The sequence below is a fragment of the Comamonas testosteroni TK102 genome, assembly GCF_000739375.1.
In the GTDB taxonomy this organism is placed as follows: domain Bacteria; phylum Pseudomonadota; class Gammaproteobacteria; order Burkholderiales; family Burkholderiaceae_C; genus Comamonas; species Comamonas brasiliensis.
In genome coordinates, this window is record NZ_CP006704.1 from 4,492,449 (window position 1) to 4,514,738 (window position 22,290).

The 22,290-nt window shown below is 58.0% G+C and carries 27 protein-coding genes, 1 tRNA gene and 2 pseudogenes; 20 read left to right on the top strand and 10 right to left on the bottom strand.

Translation table 11 applies throughout. The features are described 5' to 3' along the window. The first annotated feature begins 176 nt into the window (after window positions 1-176). A complete protein-coding gene (locus O987_RS28900) occupies window positions 177-833 on the top strand; it encodes a DUF1566 domain-containing protein (RefSeq protein ID WP_144244953.1) in 657 nt (218 codons plus the stop codon). Window positions 834-1,053: 220 nt separating this feature from the next. On the opposite strand, the gene O987_RS28380 is transcribed toward O987_RS28900, so the two are convergent. After that, window positions 1,054-1,305 carry an RNA recognition motif domain-containing protein gene (locus tag O987_RS28380; RefSeq protein WP_003052774.1) on the bottom strand — a complete coding sequence of 84 codons (252 nt, stop codon included), beginning with the start codon at window positions 1,303-1,305 and terminating at the stop codon, window positions 1,054-1,056. Between the two features lie 132 nt (window positions 1,306-1,437). Further along, window positions 1,438-1,656 carry a hypothetical protein gene (locus tag O987_RS28385; protein WP_080554076.1) on the bottom strand — a complete coding sequence of 73 codons (219 nt, stop codon included), beginning with the start codon at window positions 1,654-1,656 and terminating at the stop codon, window positions 1,438-1,440. 390 nt (window positions 1,657-2,046) lie between these two features. Between O987_RS28385 and O987_RS20270 the strand changes: the two genes are divergently transcribed. The 5 genes and pseudogenes from O987_RS20270 (at window position 2,047) to O987_RS28390 (ending at window position 4,389) form a co-directional block, all read left to right on the top strand. After that, window positions 2,047-2,229 (top strand): hypothetical protein, encoded by a 183-nt coding sequence (locus O987_RS20270; RefSeq protein ID WP_003052769.1) that lies wholly within the window; start codon window positions 2,047-2,049, stop codon window positions 2,227-2,229. Between the two features lie 229 nt (window positions 2,230-2,458). Further along, a pseudogene (locus tag O987_RS20275) lies at window positions 2,459-3,070 on the top strand (recombination-associated protein RdgC). 47 nt (window positions 3,071-3,117) lie between these two features. Next, window positions 3,118-3,540, top strand: a complete 423-nt coding sequence (locus O987_RS20280; RefSeq protein WP_043374394.1) for a hypothetical protein — start codon at window positions 3,118-3,120, stop codon at window positions 3,538-3,540. A 384-nt stretch (window positions 3,541-3,924) separates the two neighbouring features. Continuing rightward, window positions 3,925-4,149: a hypothetical protein gene (locus tag O987_RS28905; protein WP_141567890.1), complete on the top strand. Its 225-nt coding sequence runs from the start codon at window positions 3,925-3,927 to the stop codon at window positions 4,147-4,149. A gap of 9 nt (window positions 4,150-4,158) precedes the next feature. Continuing rightward, a complete protein-coding gene (locus O987_RS28390) occupies window positions 4,159-4,389 on the top strand; it encodes a hypothetical protein (protein ID WP_080731564.1) in 231 nt (76 codons plus the stop codon). A gap of 122 nt (window positions 4,390-4,511) precedes the next feature. Here O987_RS28390 and O987_RS20285 read toward each other — a convergent pair whose 3' ends face one another. Further along, window positions 4,512-4,817 (bottom strand): hypothetical protein, encoded by a 306-nt coding sequence (locus O987_RS20285; protein ID WP_003052742.1) that lies wholly within the window; start codon window positions 4,815-4,817, stop codon window positions 4,512-4,514. Between the two features lie 740 nt (window positions 4,818-5,557). On the opposite strand from O987_RS20285, the gene O987_RS29550 reads away from it, so the two are divergent. From O987_RS29550 to O987_RS29020, 6 genes and pseudogenes are all read left to right on the top strand, one after another. After that, window positions 5,558-6,022 carry a hypothetical protein gene (locus tag O987_RS29550; RefSeq protein ID WP_235214190.1) on the top strand — a complete coding sequence of 155 codons (465 nt, stop codon included), beginning with the start codon at window positions 5,558-5,560 and terminating at the stop codon, window positions 6,020-6,022. A gap of 331 nt (window positions 6,023-6,353) precedes the next feature. Continuing rightward, window positions 6,354-6,611, top strand: coding sequence for a hypothetical protein (locus tag O987_RS20295; protein ID WP_003052732.1), 258 nt, complete (start codon window positions 6,354-6,356; stop codon window positions 6,609-6,611). A gap of 188 nt (window positions 6,612-6,799) precedes the next feature. After that, window positions 6,800-6,925: pseudogene (locus O987_RS29705) on the top strand (DNA cytosine methyltransferase); the annotation flags it as partial. 22 nt (window positions 6,926-6,947) lie between these two features. Further along, window positions 6,948-7,565: a DNA cytosine methyltransferase gene (locus O987_RS20300; protein ID WP_268746965.1), complete on the top strand. Its 618-nt coding sequence runs from the start codon at window positions 6,948-6,950 to the stop codon at window positions 7,563-7,565. Window positions 7,566-8,035: 470 nt separating this feature from the next. After that, complete coding sequence (locus O987_RS20305; protein WP_043374397.1) at window positions 8,036-8,782, top strand: integrase; 747 nt, start codon at window positions 8,036-8,038, stop codon at window positions 8,780-8,782. A gap of 71 nt (window positions 8,783-8,853) precedes the next feature. Continuing rightward, window positions 8,854-8,936: transfer RNA gene (locus O987_RS29020), tRNA-OTHER, on the top strand. A gap of 281 nt (window positions 8,937-9,217) precedes the next feature. Here O987_RS29020 and O987_RS20310 read toward each other — a convergent pair. The 3 genes from O987_RS20310 to O987_RS29555 all read right to left on the bottom strand — a co-directional run bounded on the left by O987_RS20310 (window position 9,218) and on the right by O987_RS29555 (window position 11,042). Further along, window positions 9,218-9,529 (bottom strand): hypothetical protein, encoded by a 312-nt coding sequence (locus O987_RS20310; protein WP_144244955.1) that lies wholly within the window; start codon window positions 9,527-9,529, stop codon window positions 9,218-9,220. A 78-nt stretch (window positions 9,530-9,607) separates the two neighbouring features. After that, window positions 9,608-10,372, bottom strand: a complete 765-nt coding sequence (locus O987_RS20315) for a LuxR C-terminal-related transcriptional regulator (RefSeq protein ID WP_080731651.1) — start codon at window positions 10,370-10,372, stop codon at window positions 9,608-9,610. Between the two features lie 490 nt (window positions 10,373-10,862). Continuing rightward, the gene (locus O987_RS29555; protein ID WP_232536043.1) at window positions 10,863-11,042 is read right to left on the bottom strand and encodes a hypothetical protein; all 180 of its coding nucleotides are present in this window, start codon (window positions 11,040-11,042) and stop codon (window positions 10,863-10,865) included. Here O987_RS29555 and O987_RS20320 point away from each other — a divergent pair. The 3 genes from O987_RS20320 to O987_RS20330 all read left to right on the top strand — a co-directional run bounded on the left by O987_RS20320 (window position 10,960) and on the right by O987_RS20330 (window position 12,763). Continuing rightward, window positions 10,960-11,583, top strand: coding sequence for a hypothetical protein (locus O987_RS20320; RefSeq protein WP_232536044.1), 624 nt, complete (start codon window positions 10,960-10,962; stop codon window positions 11,581-11,583). The two genes, O987_RS29555 and O987_RS20320, sit on opposite strands and share 83 nt — an antisense overlap. A gap of 253 nt (window positions 11,584-11,836) precedes the next feature. Continuing rightward, entirely contained in the window at window positions 11,837-12,400 is a 564-nt protein-coding gene (locus O987_RS29270) for a hypothetical protein (protein WP_235214191.1), read from the top strand. 30 nt (window positions 12,401-12,430) lie between these two features. Continuing rightward, entirely contained in the window at window positions 12,431-12,763 is a 333-nt protein-coding gene (locus tag O987_RS20330) for a hypothetical protein (RefSeq protein ID WP_043374402.1), read from the top strand. 876 nt (window positions 12,764-13,639) lie between these two features. Here O987_RS20330 and O987_RS20335 read toward each other — a convergent pair. After that, window positions 13,640-13,858: a hypothetical protein gene (locus O987_RS20335; RefSeq protein WP_003052696.1), complete on the bottom strand. Its 219-nt coding sequence runs from the start codon at window positions 13,856-13,858 to the stop codon at window positions 13,640-13,642. A gap of 199 nt (window positions 13,859-14,057) precedes the next feature. Between O987_RS20335 and O987_RS20340 the strand changes: the two genes are divergently transcribed. Beyond that, window positions 14,058-14,447, top strand: coding sequence for a CidA/LrgA family protein (locus O987_RS20340; protein WP_003052693.1), 390 nt, complete (start codon window positions 14,058-14,060; stop codon window positions 14,445-14,447). Beyond that, on the top strand, window positions 14,444-15,184 hold the full coding sequence (locus O987_RS20345) for an LrgB family protein (RefSeq protein WP_043374405.1): 741 nt from the start codon (window positions 14,444-14,446) through the stop codon (window positions 15,182-15,184). The genes O987_RS20340 and O987_RS20345 overlap by 4 nt, the downstream gene beginning before the upstream one ends. A 49-nt stretch (window positions 15,185-15,233) precedes the next feature. On the opposite strand, the gene O987_RS20350 is transcribed toward O987_RS20345, so the two are convergent. Next, complete coding sequence (locus tag O987_RS20350) at window positions 15,234-16,076, bottom strand: DMT family transporter (RefSeq protein WP_419177861.1); 843 nt, start codon at window positions 16,074-16,076, stop codon at window positions 15,234-15,236. A 174-nt stretch (window positions 16,077-16,250) separates the two neighbouring features. Between O987_RS20350 and O987_RS20355 the strand changes: the two genes are divergently transcribed. Then, window positions 16,251-17,204: a LysR family transcriptional regulator gene (locus O987_RS20355; RefSeq protein WP_043374407.1), complete on the top strand. Its 954-nt coding sequence runs from the start codon at window positions 16,251-16,253 to the stop codon at window positions 17,202-17,204. A 366-nt stretch (window positions 17,205-17,570) separates the two neighbouring features. On the opposite strand, the gene tenA is transcribed toward O987_RS20355, so the two are convergent. Beyond that, window positions 17,571-18,242, bottom strand: coding sequence for a thiaminase II (tenA, locus tag O987_RS20360; protein ID WP_043374409.1), 672 nt, complete (start codon window positions 18,240-18,242; stop codon window positions 17,571-17,573). A 126-nt stretch (window positions 18,243-18,368) separates the two neighbouring features. Next, window positions 18,369-19,334: a LysR family transcriptional regulator gene (locus O987_RS20365; RefSeq protein ID WP_043008342.1), complete on the bottom strand. Its 966-nt coding sequence runs from the start codon at window positions 19,332-19,334 to the stop codon at window positions 18,369-18,371. Between the two features lie 197 nt (window positions 19,335-19,531). On the opposite strand from O987_RS20365, the gene O987_RS20370 reads away from it, so the two are divergent. Both O987_RS20370 and O987_RS20375 read left to right on the top strand, forming a co-directional pair. Then, window positions 19,532-20,725, top strand: a complete 1,194-nt coding sequence (locus tag O987_RS20370) for an acyl-CoA dehydrogenase (RefSeq protein WP_043374414.1) — start codon at window positions 19,532-19,534, stop codon at window positions 20,723-20,725. A gap of 273 nt (window positions 20,726-20,998) precedes the next feature. Then, complete coding sequence (locus O987_RS20375; RefSeq protein ID WP_043374416.1) at window positions 20,999-22,261, top strand: CaiB/BaiF CoA transferase family protein; 1,263 nt, start codon at window positions 20,999-21,001, stop codon at window positions 22,259-22,261. Window positions 22,262-22,290: the final 29 nt, after the last annotated feature.

Sequence of the window (22,290 nt, forward strand, 5' to 3'; positions counted from 1 at the left end):
TAAAAAGCTTAACAACCATCTTCAAAATGTATTTTTCACGCTAAAAATTAAATATAAGTAATATTTCGTATTATTTTTATTTAAATACAAGCAATGGAGTATCCTAATAATAAAAATCAAAATAGCTCGCAGTAAAATAACATGCAAAACTGAATTTAATTCAACCGAGATAAATCATGCGAATCCCTCAATTCTTATCTACCATAGATACTGAATATGGGAAACCATTTGAGGGTGGATTCTATGGTGGATTAATAAACATTAACTCAACCATTTATGCGATCGTTTGGGCTCCAAAATCCACCCAAATCAAAGAAAAAATTGACGTTGAAAAAGCGAATGCATTTGATCCCGCTGACAGCAGCAGCAATACTATCGCTTTAGCAGATGCAGGAAGCCCGCTCGCTAAAGCTGCACTTGCAGCAAACATCAATGGCTATAACGATTGGCTGATACCAGCACGTGACGTATTGGAGCTGGGTTATCGCATGCTAAAGCCATCTCGAAATCGGAACTATGCGAACTATTTTGATGGTGTGAATCACAATAGTCTTCCCGAGGGAAAGCACTACTCTGACTCCTTCCCAGCTCAAACCATCGCACCAGATTTCCTTGACGGAGGATCTGAATCCTTTGATCTTGCTTGGTACTGGTCTAGCAGTCTGCACTCCGGAGGGGTGGCGTTCTGCCAGCATTTCGAAGATGGCTATCAAAGTCACTATCACTCAGTGTCAGCGGTCGGCCTCGCTAGGTTTGTGCGCTTGGCCCAAGTTCCTGTACAGGCCCTGACAACTACACCCATAGACGCACAGTCCATCAATTTGCACCATTGACTAAGATGTACGGCCCCAGGAAGTCATGGTGCATTCTTCAGCCTGTAACAGGAGAAAGCACTATGGCAATCCGCCTGGCTGGCAGTGTCCTGGAATGAAAGCTATTTGGGTCAGCGAAAATATTGTGAAGTGCGTCAGAGAAGAGCATTGAGCTCGAGAATTTGGAAATGCAAAAGCCCACACCTTTACAGATGCGGGCTTTTTTACGCCGAGTAAAAAATTACTTGCGTGTGTTGGCTAGAGATACAGAGATCACTCGACCACCCAATGACTGATCATTCAGGGAATCGATCGCTGTTTTTGCCTGGGCAGCCGTTCCCATTTCAACAAAGCCGAAGCCGCGCGATTGGCCTGTATTACGGTCAGTTATGACTTCGGAGGACAGGACATCACCGCAGCTAGAGAAATGAGATTTCAGCGTTTCACGATCGACGCCATAGCCAAGATTCGATACGTAGAGATTGCTTTGCATAGGGTACCTTCTAAGTGAATTTCGCTGCGTTTTTTCGGAGCGAAAGATGATTCCCAAGAGAACCACGAGAGTGCTTTGGTGAAGATTAGTCAGTAGCCAAAGCTTCTACTGAGGGATGAAAACTGATGCAGCTCAATTCAACTGGTGACCAAGCACCATGCTCCGGCCTTCTGCCAAAGCATATTTAGAGGCAAGCGACTCATCGGAAAAATGCGGGATGAACCGAAAGATTCGGTCATAAGTACCACGACGAATAGAGACAGCAGCAGTGAATTGACCGCTTGCGTCAGTCTGGGTGAGAGGTGTGACCACGTAGCGGCCAATCTGCTCTGTAGTGTTTTTGTGCAGCATGAAAGCGGACGATCGCACGCACGATTACGCAGACCGTCAAATGAGATAGGGAAGGCCCTTGCTAAGTACAGGGGCAACGCAGATCCGCGAGGATGTTCAGGATCTGGTGGGGTTCGCCTAGAGGGGTGCGACCACCGCGTGCTTTGCTAGAAGAGCGGCTACCTGCGGCCAAGGGGCGGCATTGGTGTCAGACAGGCGCTGTTGGGGCGAACGGCCTTAACAGCGAGTGAAACCAGTATAGGTGAACCGAAAGACCTTTGGTTGGAAATCTTCGGCACTTCCTGCTTGACGCTCCTTACATCAAGACCTTCAAAAAATATAGTGGTAGACCACTACGGATTAACCATGTACTGTGGGGCTGACGTCCGGATAGCTACAGAGAGCCTCGCAATGATCAAAACGAAAAAATCAACCGTTCACCATGTCGTGGAGGCCAAGCGATGGGAGCTCAGCAGGGAAAAAGAGCGCATCACCTATCCACCAGAGCATACCGGCCCAGTTCAAATGAATTGGCGCACACGAGAAAACTACTCCGCCACCGACCTCGACTACCGAGGCCGCAGCAAGATTTAGAGTGCTTCCGCAGAATTGCCTTTGCCCGCCATTGCGCGGGCTTTTTTATGAGTATCACAAGCATGACAAATCACACCACCGACAAGCGTTGCGGAAGCTGCGGCGCGCCTCTTCCTGAAGACTTCAAAGAAGAGCAGGGTCAACCACTTCCTTGCGGCCACTAACGGCCTCCAATCTCTCCACATCAGAGCCCGCCAATCAGCGGGCTTTTTCTATTTCATGAGTCCTGATGTTCAAGAGCATGATCATTTACTGCATTGCTGAGAGCTGGCAAAGCGATCTGCAGGTGCTGGAGGATGCGCTGCAAAAGACAATTTTCTAGGAGTGCGGCGCCACACAGGAGCGCTCCGTGGGCCGGGTGCCGCCGCGCGGCGAGCAGCACGGCCCGCTGGTCGAGCAGCGGGTGATGCGCTTCATGACCGAGGCCAAGGTGCTGCCGGCCAGCGTGCTCAATCGCAAGGTTAACGAGAAGGCCGAGCACATCGAAAAGACCGAGGGCCGCAAGCCAGGCAAGAAAGAGCGCCGCGAACTCAAGGACAAGCTGGCCATGACCTGGGACGACCGGGTGAGCTTTGTGCTGACCGAAGGCCTGCAGATCAAGAACATCACGCTGCTGGATGCGGTCATGGACGGCAACAGCAAGGACGACAGCGGCTTTGATACCGATGTAGCCATTGCCACCGGCGAGCTCTCCCGCCTGCTTCCCGACCTGATCGAAGCCCTGGGCGGCGAAGGTCGCACCGGCATGGGCGATCTGCCCGCCTCGCTGGCCAACAGCGCCAGCACGACCGGCCCGAAGGCCGCACCAGCCGACACATCTCCAGGCGAAAGCCCGTTCTAGCCATTCACTCTTCAATCCCCTGCCCGCCATACCGCGGGCTTTTTTCTTTGGAGGACCCCAAGAGTCTGACTTTCGTGAATCACAACGGCGACCCCATCACCGATTCCCGCATGGCCGCCATCCGAGCTCGAGGAATGGAGCTCGAGCGCCAGCGCCGCCTGGCAGCCAAGGCGGATTCGGTGTCCGTGCACAAGGGCTGGCGCGTCTCGGGCATCAAGCCCGGAATGCTGGACGAGGCAAAGCAGGCGCACGAGCGGCTCTGCCAGATGGCACAGAAGGCTGGCGGCAGGCCGCCAGAGCCCTTTGATGAAACTGCGTGGCTGCGCACAGCCAAGCGCACCGCACTGCGAAGCAAGCCCTGGACCCTTCAAGCTGCTGCCCAGCAATGCAAGGAGATAGCCATTAAGACCGGCTGGCTTGAGGTACAGCGCCAAGAAATCAAGAAGCTAGTCGCTTCAGCGTACGGGTAGTCCTGCCTATTACCAGCTCTACATGCCATAGATGCAAACGTATCAATCGTCAAAATTCCCATGTAAGTGTTTGCGCTAAAACGGTTTTTTCCATGAAATGCGCGTACCGTAGGAACAAGGCGATTGGTCAAATAACCTGCCTGCATAGATCCGAAACCTACAGCTCTCAAATCGATTGGACGGCTTGAAATCTCCAGATTTCAAGCATGTCCGAAATCGAGCCAGATCAAAGATGGGCAAGACGTGGCGCAGTCAATTGACCATCTAAGTGAGCTTCTGCCTCTGGTGCTTGCTCAAGCCTAGTCCCCTTTCGGAACTGCTTTCTTTTCCACTAAAGCAAGGCGAATCCTTGAGGATTGCTCAACTGACAGGACCGGAGATTCAATGCAACGTGAAGATCTAGCAATTGCTCCAGCGCCGCAGGCGCTGCAACCAGAAATCATCAGTCACTCGATATCTCACGATGATCATGTGCGGTCGCCGAATGTGCCTATGAAAAATAGCGATGTGGACATCGACAATCCGGACGCAAGGTCAGCGCAACCCTCCAATGCTATGCAGCTGGAGGCAGAGCATGGTTGGGATGTATATCCAGATCGAATGACATAAGGAGCTTTTATGCATGAACTTTCTCAACGCAAAGTTCACGGCCTCTGGGCAAACCTGAAGTGCATGTTTTTCCCGTGGCCAAAAGCAGAAGAGCCGGAAACGAGCGCATCCCAAAAAACTGAAGCCAACAAGCTGGCCGGCTTTCAACCAGGAAACACTATTGCAGGAATCATGCTGACGCTTGCAATCTTTGGCATGGTTGCTGCAGGCTACTTTGCTTACAGGTATGGGGCTTTCTGAAAAAGCCTTCTTTCTATTCTCATCTCATGGAAATTTACGATAAATAAAATAGCAAATATCTCCACCAATCTAGAGAGGCCCGCCATCGAGCGGGCTTCTTTACTGGAGCGGGGCTGAGAAGCCTAAATTAGTGACAAGAGCAAGCGCTCAATGCCCATCCTTATTCTTTCAAGCCTGTCCCTGAAGCTCTTTCCCTCTTCCACAAGCCTTGCTAGATCGGACTGCTGCCTGGCCTCTTTAAGAGCCGCAAGATGCAGATCCAGCTTCTCCCGCTGCTCAGTCGCCTGCTCTATCAATCGCTCTATCTGCGCCTGATCAGACGCGTTTGCGCTCGCTTTCTGTGCACGCTTCATAAGCAGGTCGATATGGTCCAAGCTAGCTTCGGATTCACGGATGTGTCTGTCAGCCATCTGTTCTATCGTTTCCATCACGGCCTCCTTGCAGTGAACCCACTGCCTTGCGAATCCGGCTGGCCAGCCCAGAAGAGCTGACTCGTTGAGAAGGAGCAGGTCAAACCTGCCAGCAAACCTTTCCCGTAAGGTACTGCAACGGACCTACCGATGCCAAAAGATCCGTTGCCAACCACTTTGCCCCTAGTGCAAAAGCATCTGCATAAAGCGCCTCTACCACCCTTACACAACTTCTAGCCCGCCACAGAGCGGGCTTTTTGCTTGCTGGAGCCCTATGTCCGTGCTATCTCCTGCCCTTCGCTACCACGGCGCCAAGTTCAGGCAGGCGCCCTGGGTGATGCAGTTTTTTCCAGACCATCGGGTCTATGTCGAGCCATTCGGTGGAGCGGCTGGCGGGCTTCTCCAAAAGCCAGCGCTTACGCCGAGGTCTATAACGACCTGGACGAGGACATTGCGAACTTCTTCCGCGTGCTGCGCGATCCAGACCAGGCCGAACAGCTGATCCAGTCGCTGCACCTCACACCGTATGCGTGAGCTGAGTTCGACCTGTCCTATGAGGACTGCGCTCAGCCTGTCGAGCGAGCAAGGCGCACAGCGGTAGGTGCTGGCATGGGCTTCGGGCCAGCTGGCGCAACCAAGGGAGTCACGGGCTTGCGCATAGACACGGCCACCTCTGGAGCCGCTATCCTGGCCAGCTATCTGCCGTCATCGAGCGCCTGCAAGGCGCCCTGATCGAGAACAGGCCTGCGATCGAGGTCATGCAACAGCACGACACGCCCGATACGCTGCACTTCGTAGATCCGCCTTATGTGTTCGGCACACGCTCACTGCGCAATGTCGTACAGGGCTGCTATCGACACGAAATGACAGACGAACAGCACATGGAGCTGCTGGACGTGCAGAAGAACCTGCAGGGTATGGTCGTTCTGAGCAACTATCCCTCCGACCTCTACGAGAGCGAACTGGGTGGCTGGCAAGTCCACACCACCGGCAGCCGCATATCTGCTGGTCGAGGAACAGCGGTCAAAACAGAAGTGCTTTGGCTCAACTCAGCCTGCCAGCAGCGCGTGACTGCACCGCCCGCTGTTCAGCAAGCGCTTGAGATCCAGCTCGAGCAAACAACACCCCAGCCCGCTGCCGTTGGCTTTAAGGCCAACAGCTGCCTTACTCGGGATTTGGCGACTCAAGACACTGATCTAACCAATCGCTTGGCAGCTCTTTAATCAGCAATATGTATTCCGCAGCGAGCTGCTCAGCGTGCAACTCCGTCTCAGCCGCCCCCACCTGAAAGTAGTGCGTCTCTCCACCGTGAGCACATACCCCTACCCTGGCCGCATACATCGAATCGAGTCCGCTCTTCGATGCCGATGAAAACACCTGCAAACCCTGAATTGTGCGCTCCATAAGCCATCCTCCAAAAAGCGAGGTCAATCCTACTGCGGTTAGAGAAACTCACGAGCAGCAACGCAGCACCTCGGGCATTGCCCATTCGGAATGACATCGTGCCAGGAAGGAGCAAGCGTAAGCTGTAGACAGAGTCACGGAGGAGCGGACATGGCGAGCAATGCTTCACAACCCGCGCAGACATATCGCTACGAACTGCTGCCAAACAACCTTCACGCTGATTGGACAATCATCGTTGACAGGGTTCGCACAGCCTATGACAGAAAGCCGGAATCGGCCACACAACTGGAGAACGCTCGCCAGCACGGGTTCGGCTTTGTGCGCGCACTCGCGGCAGCTGGACTGGTGACCGTGGCCGCCAAGGCAGACCTGATGGAGCTATTGCTATACCCCAGATCGTCCTGCTGACTGCGGGGATGCCCAGTCTATAAACGGCTCGCAACTCACTTTCGCTCCAGCCGACGCTGGCCCGGGCGACCAGTCACCACCTATCCACCAATCACAGCCCGCCACTGAGCCGGCTTTTTGCTTTCTGGAGCCCTATGCGAGCAATTGACCTTTTCGCCGGCGCCGGCGGATTCAGCACCGGTGCGGCCATGGCTGGCGTGGAAGTAGTCTGGGCGGCCAACCACTGGCAGCTTGCAGTGAAGTACCACGCGGTAAACCATCCAGCCGCAGACCACCTCTGCCAGGATTTGCACCAGGCCGACTACAGCGAAGTCCCCGCCGCCGAAATAATGCTGGCTGCGCCCTGCTGCCAGGGGCACAGCAAGGCACGCGGAAAGGCAAAGGGACCCGCAACACGATGCAAGCCGCAGCACCGCCTGGGCGGTTGTCAGCGCCGCCGAATGCCTCAGGCCACAAGGCATCGTGATCGAGAACGTGCCCGAGTTCCTGCAGTGGATGCTGTTTCCGGCTTGGGAGCTGGCAATGCAGAAACTGGGCTACTCGCTGTCACCACGCATCGTGGATGCAGCGGATCACGGTGTGCCACAGCACCGCGTGCGCATGTTCATCATTGCCACCAAAAGCCGCGCACCGCTGGTGCTGGACCTGCCGAAGCGCATGCACATACCGGCCAGCGCCTTCCTGGACTTTGACTCGGGGAGCTGGAGCCCGATCAACAAGCCTCGCCGCTCTTGCGCAACCCTGGCACGCGTTGCTGCCGGCCGCGCCGCCCACGGTGACCGCTTTCCGGCACGCTACTACGGCAACGGCCCTGGGACCACCGGTCGTAGCCTGCACCGCCCAATCGGCACGGTCACAACAAAGGCGCGCTGGGCTCTGATTGACGGCAGCCGCATGCGCATGCTGACGGTCCCCGAAAGCTGCGCGGCAATGGGGTTCCCGAAAGACTACTAGTTGCCCCCCGCAGACGCACCAAGCCATCCACATGCTCGGCAACGCTGTATGCCCACCCGTTGCGCGCGATGTAATTCGCGCCCTCACTGAACCGTATTCTTGTCTCTCGCGCTCATGCCAGGGCGTGGCTGACTGGAGTGGTTTTCACGCCTTCGCGCGGGATTAGCTTAGGAGCTGTCAGATGACTGGAGCCTATCCACGACTGCGCACCAAGACGCGCCGCCGTAAAAGCGGCAAGGTCGTGGTGTATTACTTCTATGACGCATCGACAGAAGGAAACGGGGAAATTCCCCTTGCTACCGACTTCGATAAAGCAATCGTCCAATGGAAAGAAGTCACTGAGAACGCCCCCCACAGCGCGCGCATCACCGGCACGCTGGAGAAGGCTTTCTCCCGCTGGGAATCAAAGGTGCTGCCGACGTACAAAAGCGAAGAGACCCAAAAAGGATATGCCAAGAAAGAACCTCAGGATGAGGCGCCCAGTCTTTGCCGAGGCCACCTGGGACCAGGTGAGCCTGCCGGTGATCAAGGGCTACCTGACAAAGCGCACGGCAAAGACCCAGGGCAATCGGGAGATGGCCCTGCTCTCGGTCATCTGGAACTGGGCGCGCGGCGAAGGCCTCACCTCGCTGCCATGGCCAGCGGCCGGCATGGAGCGCAGCAAGTGGAAGAACAAGGAAAAGGCGCGAAAGATCAAGGTTCGGGACGATGTGTTTGCGGCGATCTACGCCGAGGCAGCCCAGCACATCAAGGACTGCATGGACCTCGGATCCGGCACGGGCATGCGCCTCACTGACTGCATCACGGTTCTGATGCCTCGCGGAAACCTGCTCACACTGGAGGCCAGCAAGACCGGCAAAGAGGCCGAGTGGGACTTGAACCTGTCGGCAGTGCTGCCCGACCTGGTGCGCAGACGCAAAGCCCTTTCGGCTGATCACCTGATGCTGCTCTCCACGGCAGATGGTCAGCCAGTGTCACCCCAGGCGCTTCGCTATGGCTGGGACAAGGCCCGAGGCGTGGCCGCAGAGAAGGCCAGCGAGCGTGGCGAGGCTGAGCTGGCCGAGGCAATCAAGCAGCTCTACCTGAGGGACATGCGCAAGCGCGCCGCCCAGAAAGCGGGCAGCCTGGAAGAGGCATCCAAACTGCTGCAGCACAGCGACGAGCGCCTGACAGAACGCCATTACGGCGGCGTCCGGAGGCTGAAACCAGTAGGCTAAAAGTGTTACGGTTTTGCCTTCTCTGCCTATAAAGAAGTGCGCCAAAAAATCCGGAACACATCGGCCCGCAGGCCGCATGAATCCTCAATTCTTCGCGGGACTCAAAATCCCCCGCCGCAAGGTGTGCCGGTTCGATTCCGGCCCCGGGGCACCACATACTAAAAGCCGATAAGTCTCAAGGACTTAGCGGCTTTTTATTTTTACCGGCTTGGCTCCTTTTTCCCTGCGACGATCGCGGTTGATTGATTGGCCGTTCGTGAAAAAGACTGCAAGCTCATGGCGCAATTCGAGGCCAATTCGCCAAACCTCGCGCCAGCACCGCCAGCAAGTTAACGAGCGCAAGCCAAGGCAGCAGCCGGGACTGGTCAATGCCCAGCATCTCGATTGGAACCACACGGCGCCTGTCTTGCTCTGTGTGTGCGACAGGCTCTGCGCCTATCTGCTGCACGACATCCGATCCGCGAGCCTGCGCATGATTTCTGCCAGTTCAGAAGATGACGCGACGCCGAAGTCATCGGCAGCGAAGAGCCAGGAAGGCCCCCCGCCCAGTCTGTGCACGATAGATGCTGCTTCCCAGCCAGTCGTACCAAGGAACCTGATGAAGCGGGAGAACTGCTGAATCACGGCAATGCGGACATTGATTGTGTGGCCTGCACCGGGCGAAAAGATTGAAAAACCTTCAGACAAAGCGACTGACAGTTGGCGCCCCGGCATTGCACTATCAAAAATATCAAGCTCAATATTCAAAGACCGATTTCTCTTCCAATTATTCCTGTAAGAAAAATTCGATTTCATTAATTTCAAAGTCCCTGCGTTCAAAAATATCTAAATGATACCTTTCAATACCGCATATCTGACAGCCTGCGCCCGGGTTCTGACCTGCATTTTTCGGTAAATATTTTTCACATGCGTCGATACCGTCAAAGTGCTTATTTTCAAGTAGGACCCAATCTCGTGTGTTCTTTTTCCTTGAGCTATCAATCGCAAAACCTCTTTTTCTCTTTCAGTCAATGGCTCGTAGTTCTTATATTCAAGAGGATTTTCTTCAGGAATGGAGGTTTGAAATATCTTAGGCAGTATTTTCTTCGCAACAATCGGAGATATGGATGCCCCGCCATTGGCCACTTCCAGCACGGCCTGCGAATAACTCCCAAACCATGAGTTTTTCAGCAAATATCCCAAGACACCTTTTTTGAAAGCGTCCATGGCGACATCATCTTTTTCACTGGAAGATATTGCAATACTCAGCACACCGGGCATTCTCAATTGAACCCAATCCAGTAAATCAGCCCCCTGTCCTTCGCTGAGAGAGAGATCAATGAGGAGCACATCGAACTCCTGCGCAAAGATGCTCTTGCGTGCCTCCCGGTAGCTGGAAGCTTGCCCTACCAGGATGGTCCGAGGATCACGCATGAGCTCCTGCGAGATCACATTCCGGATGTGGCTGTCCTCGTCGACCAGAAAAACCCGCACGGGCTGGCTCTTCTGACCCTTCATGTCAGATGGCCACATATGCCCCAGGATAGAGGACGTGACTTCGGTGCCGCCTGCATCAAAGCGTGGCCCCTTGGATGAGTCAGAGAGGTACATGTGACACCCTATCTGGTGTAAAGGAAAGTTAAAAAACTTCCAGAAAAATAAAATCTCATCCCGCAAAAATCCATTGAAATCCCATAAAGAAAAATTAAGTTTAATTTCTTACAATTCTTAACTTCATAAGTGGGTATTAATTCCAAGCCGTCGATAGAAATTAGATAGAAACCCTTTGATTTTGAAACACAAGAGATAATATAAAAATGAAATAAAGATTACTTTTTTTAACACTGTAAGAATTTTCCGCCAAATACTATATTTTTAATAGCAGAGATTTCAATCGTCACATGGAATTATTCATTTCTTTCAAATGAAAATCTTCCTTGAAAAATACCTTAAAAAAGGGTATTACCGTTTGCACATCGTTTTCTGAAACTGCTTCCAACCGAAAGCGTGTTTTGGAAAGTAACTTAAAACTCCAAAACATGATGGCGGTTAACACTGGCCTTTGCTTAATACCGAGCACTGGTCTTTCGCTCACACACTCTCAGTTGTCTGAGAACTCGCTATTCAAAGGAACGATCATGAAAAAGTCTCTGATTGCCATGGCGGTTATTGCGTTGGCTGGTGTTGCATCTGCTGCCGTGAGCAGCTCCAGCATTGCTGCAACTAACACGACGTCAAGTGCATCGTCTGCAACGCTGTCGGGCGCAGCCAGCTCGGGCAACGGAAGTGCGCTGAGCATGAATAGCGCCACCTCCGGCGCAACCTCGAATGCGAACGCTGCCGGCGGCGCTATCGGCGCAGGCAGTTTTGGCATCGGTGGGGCAGCTGTCGGTGGTAGCGCAACGACCTTCGGCAACGTCAAGAGCCTTTCCGCAACCACCGGCAACGGTGTTGCAGGCGGTGTGGCTGCAACCAATGCCAATGCAGGCTCGGGCGCTGCAGCTGGCTACAGCGCCGGCCCGGTGAGCGGCACAGCCTTCGGTGGAGCTTCTTCGCAGACCGCGAATGTCGCTGCAACTGGCGCCGGCCCTGGCGGTGGCCTGGCTTATATCAACAACAACGCGGGCACCACCTCTGGCTACAACGCCACATCGGGAGCCGTTTCCTCACCCTGGGGCGCGCTGACCAATACGACATCGAACGCTGGCTCTGTGGGTACCGTCCACCAGAACGCCGGGGCATGGGGTAATGCCGGCTACCTCTCCAACGGTGGCGGCACTTCCGGTACTGCTGGTGCAGGCTCTACCGCCAATGCCAACTAAAGCAGAAGTCCCAAGATAGTCGTGTTTGTCCCGGGCCTGGCTGCCTGGCCGGGCTCGGGCAACGTAGGAGCCAAGCATGAAACTCTCAATAGCTCTGTTAAGTCTTTGCGTTCCTTTGTGCAGCTATGCGCAAAGTGCCGACAGCAGCGCGCAAAGCTCCTCCAGCGCCTCATCCGTGGGGGCACAGCAGAATCAATCGGTCACCATTGTCAATCCGGTTGCGGCTCCTGCGGAGAGTCGGTCGGTGTCCACAATGGATAGCAGGTCCACCTCGACTTCCGACCAGAACATTACAACGAACGGAACGACAACCCAGAATCTGAACAACACGGTGTCCGGGACTTCCAAGAACATCGTGGAGTACACGGGCACCTACACCATGAAGAACGTTCCCAGCGTGAACGGCCCCAACCTCACGACCAGCAACGACACCTGCATGGGCAGCAGCAGCGGCAGTGCCAACGGACCCGGCTTTGGCGTGAGCTTCGGCACGACCTGGACGGACGAGCATTGCAAGCGCCTGAAAATGAGCCGCGAACTCTGGAACAAGGGCATGAAGGCCGCCTCGCTGGCGATGGACTGCATGGACCCCGCAGCGCGCGTGGCCCTGGAGATCACGGGCTCGAAATGCCCGCAGTCCATGACTGCAGACGAGCGCCGAAACAACTACGGACCGGATGCCTCGGCACAGGGCAGCACCAATCCTGCTGCGCCGCCTGCAGAGGCTCAGTCAGGCTTGGCACCTGAAGTCACTCGCCCCTCGGTTGTCACCTCCGTGATGGATGATCCACGTACAGCGCAGCTGTATGACAATTAGTAGGCGTGATTCCTAATCCAGGAGGCCGCTATGGGAAAGACTCTAGCTCTTTTAGCGATGGCACTATGTGGCGCTTCGTCTCTTGCAGCGCCCGATTCCAGGGCGGTCAATGAACCGTTGAGCATTCAGCGCCAGATCTTCGGAAGTGGCGAGCAAGGCGCGACGGGAGCGCAGCGAGCCGAGCCAGTGGGTGACTATGGCGTCTGGCATGTGCCCCAGTACCTGCCCGGTTACCCGACTGCCGCAACCATCTGGCCCCGCGCCATCCCTGTGAAATGCAGGGACAGGCAGTGCGAGGGCTATGTGATCACCCCGCAGATGGGGCCAGGTGAGTACCTGTTTTTCGTGCCTACAAGCGAGTAGGCCGCTCAAAGCCCATCACAGCGCAACAGCACCTCCATTATGCTGACCGTCAGTCAAGCAACCAGGGCGGACTCACCGTCCCTGGTTGTTTTGCATCGCGCAAATACGCGCTCACCGTGTACTGAGAGCCGCAACCCGCATACCTTCAGGCAATGCAAGCCAGGCGAGGCAGCACGCCCGAGCTCATTCGGCACCAGGTGTTTTTTTGCCAGAAGAACGACCGGAGCAATTGCAGCGCCCCAATATGGGCTACAATCCGCCTCCCCATGGACAAGCGCCAGGGCCCAGGAATCCCATGCTTTCGAGGCATGTCCCTGATTCCGGGCATCTCCGGCCCAGAGCTAGCTTCGCTGGCGCAGCCTCCTTTCTCCGTGTGAGAAACCGGAGCATCCAATACGCCACAGATACCTGTCTTTCCCCGTCTGACAAGGCTGGGCCGATCTTGTTCGCTCATTTTTTCGAAGTTGCACAGCCGCTGTGCATAACTTTGCCCAATCTGGTGCATCCACCTGCTTTCGGATCTCATGTCTGGTCGGGATCGCATCCTTGTTCCCTACAGATGCCGATTCGCTACGAGCGGGCTGCGCATACCTGTCTCCAGGATCTTTTCCCTCTCAAAGATCTGTTTTGAGCACCAGCAAAGCTGGACTGTCAACGAGACCTGTTGCTGTCAATCCTCGCAAGCCTGGCTTGATTCAGATCATAAAAAAATCGCTGTTCATGACAGCGATTTTTTCCACAGTTCATGTGGACAAGATTGTGGACATCCAGTGAAATCCTGGTGACAAAGGCTCACAAGCCCTTGTGCTTGCAGCCCGAAAGGTAGGTTGCCTTCAAATCAGGCAACTGCAACCTCGGGGTTAACCCTTGGGCTTTTCAGAGCTGGCGCCGGATCACCAAACGCCCCGACTCGGTGATATGCCAATGCTTCTCTGCATCCTGCTCCACCAGCCCCCGCTCCAGCAGGCGCCTGGAGAGATACTCCTTGGCCGCAGACCACAGGGAGACATCCTCGCCCAGCTCCAGCTTCTTGAGTGTTTCCAATTCATCGACCGTAGGTTCATACACAGGTGCGCGATAGACTGCGGTTTGCATGGTGACTTCTCCTAAGCTCGTGCGATGACTGGCCGCTTCGGTTCCGAAGTGCCTGAGATCCAAGATAAACCTGTCATCCGCGACACGCAATAGTTACCCGCCTGCTTTACCTTTATTCACCCAACCCATACCCCACCCTTACAGAGTTGGCAGCCTGACAACAGGCTGCCAACTCATTATTCAGGAGCTGACCACCTTTATGCTGTATGCGCTTGCCGTACTTTTCGCCTTTCAGCTACTGGGGGAGTTCCTGGCCCGCGTCACGGGCTTGCCTCTGCCGGGCGCGCTGATCGGTACCCTGCTTTTGCTGCTGGGCCTGCTGTTTTACAAACGCCTACCCAAGACACTGGAAGACACGGCTCAGGTGCTGTTACAGAACATGATGCTGCTTTTCATCCCCGTCATTGCGGGCGTGATGCTGGAATTCGACCATCTGCGCCGCGAATGGCTGCCGTTTGTGCTGGCCTGCATTGCCGGCGCTGCCATCACATTCACCGCGACCGCACTCACCTTCCGCTTCTGCCTGCAGCGCCAGCGCACTCGCAAGCCGGATGACGAGTCCGCCGCAGAGCAGGAGGCCAACGTATGAGCTCCTCACTGCTTGAGCGCCTGCACACCGCCTGGCTGAGCCTGGCCGAAGGCTCGCCCCTGCCCTGGCTGGTGCTGACCATGCTGGTCTATATGGCGGCCATGGCCATCTACCGAAAAAGCGGCAACCGCCCCCTGCTGATACCGGTGTTCACGGGCGTGGTCGTCATCGTCGCCATTCTGATGATCACGGGCACGCCTTATGCGACCTATCGCAGCGGCGTCTCCCTGCTGGGCCTGATGATAGGGCCGGCCACCGTGGCGCTGGCCATCCCGCTGTACGCCCAGCGCGAACGCATCAGCCAACTGTGGCTGCCCATCAGCGTGGCACTGCTGGTGGGCTGTCTGGTCGCGCTGCTTTCAGCCCTGGGTATTGCCTGGGCTTTCGGCGGCTCTCAAGCCACGCTGATCGCCGTGGCCCCCAAGTCGGCCACCATTCCCATCGCCCTGCCCATGGCCGAGCGTTTTGGCGGAACACCCTCGCTGGCCGCCGTGGCCGTGGCCATCACCGGCATCAGCGGCACCATGATGGCACCGCTGCTGTGCCGCGTCCTGCGTCTCAGGGACCCGGCGGTCCAGGGCTTTGCGATCGGGCTCACGGCCCATGCCATTGGCACGGCACGCGCCATTCAGCTCAATCCCACGGCCGGTGCGTTCTCCGCCCTGGCCATGGGGCTGAACGGCGTGGCCACGGCCGTGCTGATGCCACTGGTGCTGGCCATTACCCCCTGGATTTAAAAACAATAGCTACCAGCGCTTTATACATAAGCGCTGAAAGCCATTTTCACTAGGTTTTTCGCTCGCTGCGCCGGTAGGCTGCAAGCGCACCCAGAATCATGGCCATGCCCAGCCACTGCACCGGCTGCGGCCTGGCGCCAAACCAGAGCAGGTCCACCAGCAAGGCCATGACGGGGTAGATGAAGGACAGACCGGCGATCGCCTGCGCCTGCAGTCTCTGAAATGCCGTGTACATCAATGTGTACATCCAGGCCGTATGCACCAAACCCAGCACCAGCACCGCACTCCAGGCCCTGGGGCCGAGGAGCGCCTGGTCGCGCAGTTCCCACACCCAGGGCAGCAAGCTCAGCGCTCCCGCCAGCATCTGCAGCATGGCAATCTGTGCCGGCGCGATCCGCTTGAGCCGCTGAGTGGCCAAAGTGGCCAAGGCATAAAGACCGGCCGCCAGCAGCGCCAGCCCAATACCCAGCAATTGCCCTTGCGATGCGCCCTGGCCAGCCAGTCCCAGCAAGCCGCTGCTCAGACCCACGCCAATCAAGGCCAAAACCAGCCAGGGCAGGCGATTGAGCGGCAGCGGCTCACGCTGAAGCAGGGCTGCCAGCAGCAACAGCAAAAAGGGCTGCACGTGATAGACCACCGTGGCGATGGCAATGCCGCTGTATTCATAGGCACGGAACAGGCACAGCCAATTGACGATGAGCGCTGCCGCGCCAAGCAACAGCCAGCCGCACTCGCGCCAGCTAAGCTGCGACCACTGTCCCGACCAGCCAACCCAGGCCGCCAGCCCCAGGCCACCAAGCAAACAGCGCAGCCACACTACCCACAGCACGGGCAGATCGCTTTCCACCACCAGCAGACCGATGGTGCCGGACAGCGCCATGGCCAGCACCATGCGCCAGGCACCACCAGACGGTGGCGCAGCGGCCAAAGCCGGCTTCGAAGCCAGCGTTTGCAAAGAGGAGGAAATCTGGGAAGTCATGACGGCATCGTCCGTCAATCACATCCACGCATCAATACATCCTCATTCCACTTACTATTGCCTGTCAATCAACAATCAAGTCGACCCATGAGCACAGAACCCGGCCTGCTCCCTGAAATGCTGGTTTTCGCCAAGGTGGTGGAGCTGCGCAGCTTTGCCGCCGCTTCGCGGCAACTGGATCTGACCACCTCGGCGGTCAGTCGCAGTGTGGGGCGGCTGGAAGCCCATTGGGGCGTGCAGTTGCTGCACCGCACGACCCGCTCCCTGTCCCTGACCGAGCTGGGTGCCGAGGTCTATGCTGCCTGCAGCCAGTTGGCGCAGACGGCCAGCGATATCCACGCCATTGCCGGCCATTACAGCGGCGTGCCGCGCGGCACGGTGCGGCTGACGGCGCCGACCATTTTTGGTGAAATCTGGCTCAGTGCCCAGCTGCCAGCGCTGCGCCGCCAATGGCCGGAGCTGGAGATCGCCGTCAGTCTCAGCGACCAGATGCAGGATCTGGCCCAGCAAGGTCTGGATCTGGCCATTCGCCTGACCCGCCCGGAACAGCTGCCACCCCATATGGTGGCGCGCGAGTTGCGCCAGGTGCGCTATATCGCCGTGGCCTCGCCAGCCTACCTCCAGGGTCTGCCCAAGCCGCCCGGCCATCCGCTGGAGTTGGGCCGCCAGCATGGCGTGGCATGCATCACGCTGGGCTATGGCGACTTTCAGAGCCGGCTGCAATGGCTGCACGGCCAGGATCGCAGCCCGGCGCCTGCCGTGACCGAAGTCGCCGTTCACGCACCTTTGTCCATGGACAGCAGCACGGGCATCATCAATCTGGCGTTGCAGCACCAGGGCATAGGCCTGGTGGCAGACTTTGCCGCCCAGGCCGTGCTGCACAGCGGTGCGCTGATACAGGTTCTGCCCGACTGGCAGCTGACGGGCAATTACGCGCCGCGCACTGCCTATGCACTGTATATGCCTTCGCGTCACCTGCCACTCAAGGTGCGGGCGCTGATCGACCATCTGGTCGAGGCAGGCCGACGCCAGCGCTTCTGAAGATCCGGCGCTGCCGTCCACACAGGGGGCAAGTTCTCCCCACCCAGGCACTACAAGCTTGTGGACAAGACTCGGCAGTGAGCGGGATAAGCAGATCAAGCCATTGTTTTCAAATGATTTTCAGGAACCCGCCCATTTTTTAGGCAAACCACACCCTGCGGGACCCAGAACCCTCAAACTCTGCATTTCATAGCAGCTCAGGCAGGTCTGAATTGGGCTGCAGAGCAGTTCTCCCCAACAAATCGCTACAAGCTTGTGGACAACCCCCGGCAACGCCCTGAATAAGCGAGTTAAGTCCTTATCGGAACTGGATAATCCGAGCGCTGATTATTTTTTAATCAACACGCCATCGGCATCACCAGGCTCTCAGCGCAGCGGCCCTTGCCAATCGGCGAGGCGATAGGCACTGTCCCAGAACAGCCATTCCAGCCGGGCCGCATCCTTGTAGGCTGCATGCATGGCCGCACGCGTGGTCTCGGTGGCCTCCTCGGCCAGGCGATCCACCGTGGCGCAGACGCCGCGCACTGCCGCGTGGAACTCCTCGCTGGCATAGGTATCCACCCAGGCCTGATATGGATTGTCTTTGGCCGAGCGCGCATGAATGTCGCGCCCCACCTCGGCGTAAATCCAGAAACAGGGCAGCAGCGCGGCCACGGCCACCGGGTAAGTGGCGCTCCAGGCCGTGGCCAGCAGATAGCTGGTGTAGTGATGGCAGGCCGGCGTCAGCGGCGTGGCCGCAAACTGCTCGGGCGTGATGCCGAAATCGCGCATGAAGCCGCCATGCAGGGCGCGCTCCACCACCACGGCCTCATTGGCGGCATTGGCAAACTGCACCACGCCTTCGGCGTTATCGGATTTGGCCGCCGCCACGGCCAGCGCGCGGCCATAGGCGACGAGGTAATGCGCATCCTGAATCATGTAGTGGCAAAAGCGCTCCCGACCCAGAGTGCCGGCCGCCAGCTCCTGGTTGAAGGGCAGCTCCAGGGTGCTTTGAAACAGCGCCTGGTTGGCACTCCACAGGCTTTGGCTGAAAGACATGATTCGACTCTCCACTGCAAGAATTCATAGCAGCCAGCGCTTTGCTGACTGGGCAAGCAATCATTCTTGCTGAGATACATGCTTTGGCAGCCCAAATCCCGGCAGATATCCGGTCAAAGCTGTATTTCAAGGCTGGCGCTCTGGCTTGCGGCCAGCGGCTTCCTGCGCCTTGTGCTGCAGCCACTGACTGAACACCCGCAGCGCCGGCGAGGCTTGCGCCTCGGCCGCCAGCTCGGGCGTGACCAGATAGTAGGCGCGGTTGCCGCGCAGCGGCTGCGGGCAGGCGACGATGAGATCGCCACGTGCAATCTCCTGCTCGATCAGCATGGGCGGGATCAACGCCACGCCCAGCCCCTGGCTGGCGGCCACGGCCAGCATGGAGAACAGCTCAAGCCGCATGCCGTCGAGTGCCCGCGGCGCATCGACATGCATCGCGTCGAACCACTGGCGCCAGCCCTGCGGACGCGTGCTTTGCTGCAGCAGCGGCAGGCGCGCAATCACCTCGGGGCCCACCGGCAGCCAGGCACGGCCCGGATCGCGCTGCTGGGCCGTGGCCAGCAATTGCGGGCTGCACACGGGCACGACTTCTTCGTCCATCAGCCACTGCGCCTGCACGCCAGGCCAGCGTTCCACCTGCCCGGGCGTGCCCGCATAAAGAGCTGCATCGAACACGGTGTCGGCAAACAGAAAAGGCCGGGTCTGCACATCAATGTGGACGGTGATATCGGGATGCTGCTGGGCCAGCTGCGGCAGGCGTGGCAGCAGCCAGCGGGTGGCAAAAGTAGGCACGGCCGCCAGATTGATGGGGCCGCCCTCGCCCTGGTGGCTCATCAGATCCAGGGTGTCACGCTCCAGCCCCTGCAGCCAGCGCCCGACCTGGGTGGCGTAATGCCGGCCCGCATCGGTGAGCAGCACGCCATGGCGCGTGCGCCTGAACAGGGCCAGCCCCAGAAACTCCTCCAGCGCAATGATCTGGCGCGAGACCGCGCTTTGCGTCAGCGACAGCTCCTGTGCGGCCTTGGTATAGCTGATATGGCGGGCAGCCGATTCGAAGCAGGCCAGGGCCTGGGTGGAGGGAAGCACTCTGCGCATATTACGTATTCCTTGGACGCATTCATAAAAAGCAGATCAAAGTCAAAATCAGATCTATTCGACTTATACATGCATTTTTCTCATCCATAGATGATTATTCATCGTTTGCCAGCCTCCATTTCGGCCACCTAAGATGTGTGCAAGCACTCAGGCGAGAAAGCGCCTGCAGCCCGACACCTTGCATTCAGGAGACGAACATGGCCAATGGCTACCAGTGGGACGACTGCTTCCAGCTCGACCAGCAACTGACCGAAGACGAGCGCATGATCCGCGACGCCGCACGCGATTACTGCCAGGACAAGCTCAAGCCCCGCGTGCAAGCCATGTTCCGCAATGAATCGGTGGACATCAGCATCTTCCGCGAGATGGGCGAGCTGGGCCTTCTGGGCCCTACCATCCCCACGCAGTACGGCGGTGCAGGCCTGAACTATGTGAGCTACGGTCTGGTGGCGCGCGAGATCGAGCGCGTGGACTCCGGCTACCGCTCCATGGCCTCCGTGCAATCGTCCCTGGTGATGGTGCCCATCAACGAGTTCGGCACCGAAGCGCAGAAGATGAAATATCTGCCCAAGCTGGCCTCGGGCGAATTCATCGGCTGCTTCGGCCTGACCGAGCCCGACCACGGCTCCGACCCCGGCTCCATGGCCACGCGCGCCTACAAGGTCGACGGCGGCTATCGCCTCAAGGGCAACAAGATGTGGATCACCAACAGCCCCGTGGCCGACGTGTTCGTGGTCTGGGCCAAGGAAGTGAGCGAGGACGGCACGGTGGGCCAGATCCGCGGCTTTGTGCTGGAAACGGGCATGAAGGGCCTGTCCGCCCCGGCCATCCACGGCAAGGTGGGTCTGCGCGCCTCCATTACCGGTGAAATCGTGATGGACGACGTGTTCTGCCCCGAAGAGAACGCCTTCCCCGATGTGCGCGGCCTCAAGGGCCCGTTCACCTGCCTGAACAGCGCCCGCTTCGGCATTGCCTGGGGCGCCCTGGGTGCGGCAGAAGACTGCTGGCACACCGCCCGCCAGTACACGCTGGACCGCAAACAGTTCGGCCGCCCCCTGGCCGCCAACCAGCTGATCCAGAAAAAGCTGGCCGATATGCAGACCGAAATCACGCTGGGACTGCAAGCCGCGCTTCGCGTGGGCCGCATGAAGGACGAGCACCAGAACGTGATCGAGATCACCTCGCTGATCAAGCGCAACAACTGCGGCAAGTCGCTGGACATCGCCCGTATGGCGCGTGACATGCTGGGCGGCAACGGCATCAGCGACGAGTTCGGCGTGGCCCGCCATCTGGTGAACCTCGAGGTGGTGAACACCTACGAAGGCACGCACGATGTGCATGCGCTGATCCTGGGTCGTGCCCAGACCGGTATTGCGGCGTTTGCTAATTAACTCCCCCTGAGCGGCTATGCCGCCGTCCCCCTCTCTGGCGCTTCGCGCCGGAGGGGGACGGGAACCTCGCTGCGGGACGGCCCTTGCTCGTTCCCCTTGCGAAAGAGGCGGTGCCGGCCTCCAGCAATAAAAGCCCTTTCGCTATCTATTTGTTAGCTTCTACCGCTTTATTTGCATGGGTTTTTGATAGTTTTTCTATCAAAATCCATACCAATAAAGCGCAAGAAGCTACTGTTTTCATAGTTTTTCACCCGGTTTCTGGACTTCTCCGACATGAATGCATCGACAACCACTCCCACCGGCGCGCTGGCAGGCCTCAAGGTGCTTGATCTGTCGCGCGTGCTGGCGGGTCCATGGGCCACGCAGATGCTGGCCGATCTGGGGGCCGATGTGATCAAGGTAGAGCGCCCTCTCGCCGGCGACGACACACGCCACTGGGGGCCTCCGTTCCTCAGGGACGACGCGGGCAACGATACGCGCGAGGCCAGCTACTTCACGGCCTGCAACCGCAACAAGCGCAGCATCACCGTGGACATGGCGCACCCCGAGGGCCGGGCGCTGCTGCAGCGCATGGCGCAAGAGGCCGATGTGGTGGTGGAGAACTTCAAGACCGGAGGACTCGCGCAATACGGTCTGGACTATGAGAGTCTCAAGGTGCTGAACCCGCGCCTGGTGTACTGCTCCATCACGGGCTTCGGCCAGGACGGCCCCTATGCCGAACGCGCGGGCTATGACCTCATGGTGCAGGCCATGTGCGGCCTGATGAGCATCACCGGCCATGCCGATGGCGAGCCCGGCGGCGGCCCCTTGAAGGTGGGCGTGGCCGTGATCGATGTGTTCACGGGGCTGTATGCCAGCAATGCCATCCTGGCCGCGCTCAACGCCCGCGACAACGCGAGAAATGGCAGTGGCCAGGGTCAGTACATCGATATGGCGCTGCTGGATGTGGGCATGGCCGTGCTGGCCAACCAGGCCGCCGGCTTTCTGGCCACCGGCCAGGCGCCGGGCCGCGCCGGCAACACCCATCCCAGCCTGGCGCCGTATCAGGACTTCCCGACGCTGGACGGCAATGTGCTGCTGGCCATCGGCAATGACGGCCAGTTCGCGCGCTTTTGCGCAGCGATCGGCGAGGAAGCCTGGGCGCAGGATGCGCGCTTTGCCACCAATACCGCCCGCGTGCGCAACCGCGCGGCGCTGCTTGAGCTGATGAAGCCGCAGATGCGCCAGCGCAGCACCGCCGACTGGATTGCGCTGCTGGAGGACAAGGCCGTGCCCTGCGGGCCCATCAACACCATCGCCCAGGCTTTTGACGACCCGCAGGTCAAGGCCCGAGGCATACACAAGACATTGCCGTCGAGCGCGGGCCACGGCATCTCTGCCATGGCCACCGTGGCCAGCCCCATGCGGCTGTCCGCCACGCCCGTGACCTACCGCAACGCACCGCCCGCACTGGGTCAGCACACTGACGAGGTGCTGCTGGAGTTGGGGCTGAGCCCTGCCGATCTGACGTTGTTGCGGGAGCGCGGCGCGATCTGACACCCTTTTCACCTGGGCAGAGCACGGCA